The 6,327-nt window shown below is 49.2% G+C and carries 6 protein-coding genes (1 of these 6 cut by a window edge); 4 read left to right on the forward strand and 2 right to left on the reverse strand.

Translation table 11 applies throughout. From position 1 onward, the window contains the following. Positions 1-61 precede the first annotated feature (61 nt). Positions 62-559 carry a hypothetical protein gene (locus P6910_RS03330; protein WP_317144870.1) on the forward strand — a complete coding sequence of 166 codons (498 nt, stop codon included), beginning with the start codon at positions 62-64 and terminating at the stop codon, positions 557-559. Between the two features lie 549 nt (positions 560-1,108). On the opposite strand, the gene betA is transcribed toward P6910_RS03330, so the two are convergent. Both betA and betB read right to left on the reverse strand, forming a co-directional pair. Continuing rightward, positions 1,109-2,779, reverse strand: coding sequence for a choline dehydrogenase (betA, locus tag P6910_RS03335; RefSeq protein WP_317144871.1), 1,671 nt, complete (start codon positions 2,777-2,779; stop codon positions 1,109-1,111). A 23-nt stretch (positions 2,780-2,802) separates the two neighbouring features. Continuing rightward, positions 2,803-4,266, reverse strand: coding sequence for a betaine-aldehyde dehydrogenase (gene betB, locus P6910_RS03340; protein WP_317144872.1), 1,464 nt, complete (start codon positions 4,264-4,266; stop codon positions 2,803-2,805). 238 nt (positions 4,267-4,504) lie between these two features. Between betB and msrP the strand changes: the two genes are divergently transcribed. The 3 genes from msrP to P6910_RS03355 form a co-directional block, all read left to right on the forward strand. Then, the gene (gene msrP, locus P6910_RS03345) at positions 4,505-5,548 is read left to right on the forward strand and encodes a protein-methionine-sulfoxide reductase catalytic subunit MsrP (protein ID WP_317144873.1); all 1,044 of its coding nucleotides are present in this window, start codon (positions 4,505-4,507) and stop codon (positions 5,546-5,548) included. A 10-nt stretch (positions 5,549-5,558) separates the two neighbouring features. Next, on the forward strand, positions 5,559-6,140 hold the full coding sequence (locus P6910_RS03350) for a protein-methionine-sulfoxide reductase heme-binding subunit MsrQ (RefSeq protein ID WP_317144874.1): 582 nt from the start codon (positions 5,559-5,561) through the stop codon (positions 6,138-6,140). Positions 6,141-6,228: 88 nt separating this feature from the next. Then, positions 6,229-6,327 carry the beginning of a hypothetical protein gene (locus P6910_RS03355; protein ID WP_317144875.1) on the forward strand. 480 nt of this gene lie beyond the right edge of the window, so only the first 99 of its 579 coding nucleotides appear in the window; it begins with the start codon at positions 6,229-6,231; its stop codon lies beyond the right edge, outside the window.

The raw sequence follows: 6,327 nt of genomic DNA on the forward strand, positions 1-6,327 counted from the left end.
CCTCGCTGGAGAGGGTTTTGCGACAGCCTCCTTCGCGGGAATGACGAGAATGAAGCCGGGAATGACTGGAGTCAACTCGTTCCCTCGCTGGAGAGGGTTTTGCGACACCCGCCTTCGCGGGAATGACGGGAATAAAGCCGGGAATGACTGGAGTCAACCCATTCCCACGCTGGGGAGAGTTTTGCGACAGCCTCTCCTGGTCGGGGAGGCTGGTCAACTGCGGCAATGCGGAAAGGTCTGTGAGAATTCTAAAGCCCTGTCGAATCACAAAAGTAACTTCCACAGCGGACAAAAAACCTGTGACTTGACCGTGGTCGGACAGGATGGCCAACAGCGGCCATGCAGGATGGTTTGCAAAAATGCTAAAGAGATGTCGAATCACAAAATAAGAGATCACAGTGCGCCACGAACTTGCGATGTGAGAGTCGTCGGGAAAAATGGCCAGCTGCGACCATGTGGGAAGTTCTGCAAAAATGCCCGGGTCCTTTCGAATCACAAAAGGATACATCGAAAACGTAAGGCTACTGATGTTGAACAGGACAATGTTCTCAGTCCGTGAACTGACACCCGCATTTTCAGAGACTGTCGCAAAATTCCAACAACGCGTTCCCATGCTCCGAGGGTGTCGTGAAACCCAAGAGCAATGAGAACTAAACAAAAAATCGAAGTGCACCAGAACCCATCAGGATATGTTTTCTCCTGCTCCTTTCGGTTATGGGTAGTGCCTGTCAGAAAACCCCTGAAAAATCTCTGCTAATTCTGACAGGCAGGAACTGATAGAGGCCAGCTTCCAATATCAAGACGGATAAAGAGCACTTTCCACATCATATTGCTTAAAATGCAATCAAAATCGATAATCTGTGGCCACTCCAAGCCCTCAAGCATGGCATGATTAAAAGCATAGGGACAGGCATCAGGTAGCATCAGGAAAAGCAAAAACACAGGAGCAAAAATACATCGGATGCGAGGAACAGTCCAACATAGCCAGAAGCCACCCGCCACAGAATGAAACGGGTCATGGGCTATGCACAGGCCTATCTTCCACCTGCTCTGGCTAATGAGGCTGCTTAACGGTTTTGCAACACCTTCGGAGTATGACACGAGTTGATTAGCGCACAGTGCTTCCTCTTCTCTGCCTCTCCTGCCATTGAGTATCCATATCGACTCGGGCAGAAGATGGAGGCAAGACATCTACACCTCGGATGAGGTCTGCAGCCCTCTCCGCCACCATGATCGTAGGGGCATTCAGATTGCCATTGGGAATGGTTGGGAATATGGAGGAGTCCACTACTCTCAATCCTTCCAGTCCTTTAACCCTTGTCTTTGGATCGACCACAGACATGTTATCCGTTCCCATCTTGCAGGAGCAGGATGGATGATAGGCACTTTCTACGGATTCCCGAACAAAGGCATCGATCTGTTCATCGGTTTGGACGCTTTCTCCCGGCTGTATTTCTGAGCCCCGGTATTCATCGAACGCCGGTTGGTTGATGATTTCCCGGGTCAGTCGAACGCATTGTCTGAAGCCTTCCCGGTCTTCTTCGTGGGACAAATAGTTGAACCGAATACCGGGGTGAGCATCTGGATTGGCTGACACCGCTCTCACCCAGCCGCGGCTTTTGGGTTTGTTGTGGCCGATATGAAGCTGGAAACCGTGTCCGTCAAAAGCACTCCTGCCATCGTAGCGCATCGCAGCTGGCAGGAAGTGGTATTGCATATCAGGCCATTCAACGCCTGCTTTTGAACGGATAAAACCACAAGATTCAAAATGATTGGTCGCACCCAGCCCGTTCCTCATGAACAACCAGCGAGCACCAATGAATAATTTACTGAGCGGGTCGAGTTTACCGTTGAGAGTAATAGGCTTTTTGCAGCGAAACTGAAAGTAGAATTCCAGATGATCCTGCAAATTTTCACCAACACCAGGCAATTCATGTTGCACTGTTATATCTGCGTCTTCTAATACCTTGCGAGGGCCTATTCCTGATAATTGAAGAATATGAGGTGAGCCAACAGAGCCTGCCGAAAGAATGACCTCTCTAGTGACCAGTACTTTTTTGATGAGCCCTTTATGTTTATATTCGACGCCTGTTGCCTTTTTGCCTTCCAGCAGAACACGCCGAACCTGGGCATGGGTCACCACCGTTAAATGATTTCGCTTCATTGCCGGTCGAAGATAGGCGTTGGCAGTGGACCAGCGTATACCGTTCTTAACGGTCATGTGCATGGTTCCAAAACCTTCCTGTCGAGCACCGTTGCAGTCAGTGGTTTCCATGTAGCCTGCTTCTACCCCGGCCTTTATAAAGGTGGAATAGAGAGGGTTTTTCATTTCATTACCATTATTGACCGCTAAGGGACCACTGTCTCCCCGATAGTCATCGGCACCGAAAGCCCAGGTTTCTGCTTTACGAAAATAGGGCAGGCAGTGGCGATAATCCCAGTTGGTAGCTCCGTGCTGATGCCATTCATCAAAGTCTTTGGCATGGCCCCGAACATAGACCATGCCATTGATGGAAGAAGAGCCACCCAGTACCTTACCACGGGGGCACTGCATGCGACGGTTGTCGAGAAAGGGTTCAGGCCGGGTTGTAAACTGCCAGGCATACTTTTCGGTATTCATGGGAATGGACAGAGCCGCCGGCATTTGAATAACAATGCTCTTGTCACTGCCGCCGGTTTCAATTAACAGAACACGGCTGTTGCCGTCTTCTGTCAGACGATTGGCCAGAACGCATCCGGCAGAGCCGGCTCCGACAATGACATAGTCATATTGTGTCATGCTCGTGCACCTTGAATGCGAAGTTAAAAAGGACTGTCCAAAGGTGTCATACCCACATACACCGCTTTGACCTGGGTGTAATGTCTCATTGTTTCAACACCATTTTCACGACCTATTCCGGACTGCTTATAACCACCTACTGGCATTTCAGCCGGTGAGGTACCGTAATGGTTGATCCAGCAGATGCCTGCCTGAAGCTGACGAATCACACGGTGGGCACGGGTGATATCCTGAGTAAAGACTCCGGCTGCAAGGCCGAGTTCGGTATCGTTAGCGCGGGCAATGACTTCTGCTTCATCTTCGAAGGTGAATACTGTCATAACGGGCCCGAAAATCTCCTCGCGGGCAATGGTCATATCATCGCGGCAATCGGTAAAAATGGTGGGTTCAACAAAAAGGCCATCGGCTGCTGCAGAGGGACTGGCTGCTTTGCCTCCGGTCAACAAAGTGGCGCCTTCCATAATGCCCTGGTGGATGTAATTAAGAACCCGTTGATGGTGTTTCTCTGATATTAGTGCACCCATGTTGGTGCACGGGTCCATGGGGTCGCCCAGCACAATATTGCCTTCAGTACGCTGTCGTAGTTTTTCTATAAATTCGGGATAGATACGCTTGTGAACATAAACCCGTGTACCGTTTGTACAGACTTCGCCCTGAGTGTAGAAGTTGCCGAGCATGGCTCCGGAGGTGGCATTATCAAGATTGGCATCCTCAAAGATAATCAGTGGGGACTTTCCGCCCAGCTCCATGGTGACCTCTTTCAATGAAGAGGCCGCACCGGTCATGACTTTTTTACCGGTGCTGACCTCTCCTGTGAAAGATACCTTGGCGATGTCCGGATGATGAGCCAGCCAGGCGCCGACTTCACCGTCGCCCTGAATGACATTGAAGACGCCAGCGGGCATGCCCGCCTCGACAAATATCTCAGCCAGCTTCAGGGCACCTAAAGGCGTCTCCTCAGAGGGTTTGAAAATCATACTGTTGCCGCAGGCCAATGCGGGTGCAGCTTTCCAGCAGGCAATCTGTAGAGGGTAGTTCCAGGCACCTATCCCGGCACAGATGCCCAGTGCTTCGCGGCGAGTGTAATAAAAGTCATCACCCAGGCACTGCTGATTGCCTTCAATGGAAGGAGCCAGCCCGGCAAAAAACTCAATAGAGTCTGCGCCTGTAACCACATCAACTACAGACGCTTCTTGCCAGGGTTTACCGGTATCGAGAACTTCAATTCGAGCCAGCTCATCGTTACGCTCACGCAAAAGGCTGACAGCACGGTTCAGGGTTCGACTGCGCTCCATACCAGTCATTTCTGACCAGATTTCAAAGCCTTTTTGAGCACTGGCAACCGCAGCCTGGCGAATGCTGTTGTCGGCTTTCTCCATGGTATAAATGATTTGACGAGTTGCGGGATTGATTACCGGAAATGTTTCTCCGGTCTCATTGGCCAGGTATTGGCCATCAACAAAATTCTGATAGCAGGGTGATAACACAGCTAACTCCCTTGTTTATGCAGAGGTGCAAAGTTAAGGACTCTGTAATTCTCAGGGAACGACAGTAGAAATACCGATTTAATTTTATGTGAAAATGACAAAAAAGCTGCTAAGTGATTCAGTGAGTGAAGGGATGGAATATTTGCAGCCGATATGACGTCTATATTTTCGAAATGTGAATCTGCGCCATTAAAACGAACGTAAATGGTAAAAAAGAGAATTGCCCGGGAGAGTATCAATGCTGATCAAGACCAGAAAGTCAGGAGACATTCGCAGCAGTGAAATAACCTCAGAAAGTGTTTACAGGGAGCGTCGACGTTTTTTGAAAATGGGTGGGCAGTTTGCCTTTGCCGGTATGGGGCTGGCTCTGACTGGCTGCACTGATGCTGCAGATCCCCGGTCAGCCAGGAAACCAGCGGGTGCAAACCATGATAACCTTCCACAGCTTTCTGCTCCAGATTGGCTGCAAAAGAAAGTAGCCAGCTATCAATCCAGTCGCTTCACAACCGATGAAACTTTAACCCCTTATGCCAGCGTGACTGGCTACAACAACTTTTATGAGTTTGGCTATTCAAAAGACGACCCTGCCAAATACGCTAAAAATATGAAAACAGATCCCTGGTCGTTAGTGGTTGACGGAGAAGTTGAGAAACCCGGGAAATACACGTTGGAAGATATGCTCAGACCCCATGATGTTGAAGAGAGAATCTACCGTCTTCGTTGTGTAGAAGCCTGGTCTATGGTCATTCCCTGGGTCGGCGTGTCACTGGCCGACATGCTGAAGCGTTTTCAGCCTACTTCCAGGGCAAGGTACGTTCAGTTCGAAACACTCTATGATCCTGAACAGATGCCGGGTCAACGCTCTCGTTTCAGTTCCATCGAATATCCTTATGTCGAAGGGCTGAGAATCGATGAAGCTATGAATCCTCTGTCTTTTATGGCGATTGGTGTTTATGGCAAGACTCTGCCACCGCAAAATGGAGCCCCTTTAAGACTGGTTGTCCCCTGGAAGTACGGCTTCAAGAGCATTAAGTCCATTGTCAAAATCCGTTTCACAGAAACCATGCCACAAACCACCTGGGTTAAATCAGGCCCTAGCGAGTATGGCTTTTATGCCAATGTGAATCCCGAAGTCGATCATCCCCGCTGGAGTCAGAAACAAGAGCGCAGATTGCCTAACTCCATCTGGGAGCCAAACCAGATTGAAACTCAAAAGTTCAATGGTTATGGCGAAGAAGTGGCCCATCTCTATAAGGGAATGGATCTCAGGAAATTTTATTAAAGGTGGCGTTATGGACTGGGTTGCAAAGTTAAAGTGGTTTGTTTTTCCACTCTGTCTGGTGCCATTGGTCTGGCTGATCAATGCTGTTATCAATCATCAACTGGGACCCGACCCGGCAAATACGCTGACCCGGGATTTGGGTGAGTGGGCTTTAATCTTCCTTTGCATCAGTCTGGCGGTTACCCCGGCAAGAAAAATCACAGGTATTAACAAGCTGATCCGGTTTCGGAGAATGTTCGGACTCTTTTCGCTCTTTTATGCCGTGCTGCACCTGATGGCTTATGTTGCATTCATGCTGGGCTGGCAGTGGCAAACCCTGTTGGAAGATCTGTATCAGCGTCCCTATATAATAGTGGGTGCTCTTGCGATTCTGATTCTCTCAGCATTGGGAGTCACATCTACCAGAGCAATGATGCGCCGGTTAGGGAAAAAATGGGTGAAGCTGCATAAGCTGGTCTACCTGGCTGCAGGTTTGGCGGTTCTGCATTTTGTCTGGCTTTCAAAAAGTGACTATACCGAAGCGGTAATATTTGGTTCTGTAATGGCAGCTCTGATGCTGTTCAGATTGCCCGTCAGGGGCCACCGCTCGTAGCAAACTTTTATACCTTTTATCAATGAAGAAATTTCACACAGATCCTTTCGCTATATTGAGAAGTACGTTTACAAAGGATACAGGTGTGATGAAACAGAAATCTCTTCTTGCGCTTCTGATGGCTCTATTCAGTCCTGTTTGTTTGAGTCATCTTATGCCCGGTGACTCTGGTCTGACCGAAGAAAGC

It is taken from the genome of Endozoicomonas sp. 8E (assembly GCF_032883915.1).
GTDB lineage: Bacteria > Pseudomonadota > Gammaproteobacteria > Pseudomonadales > Endozoicomonadaceae > Endozoicomonas_A.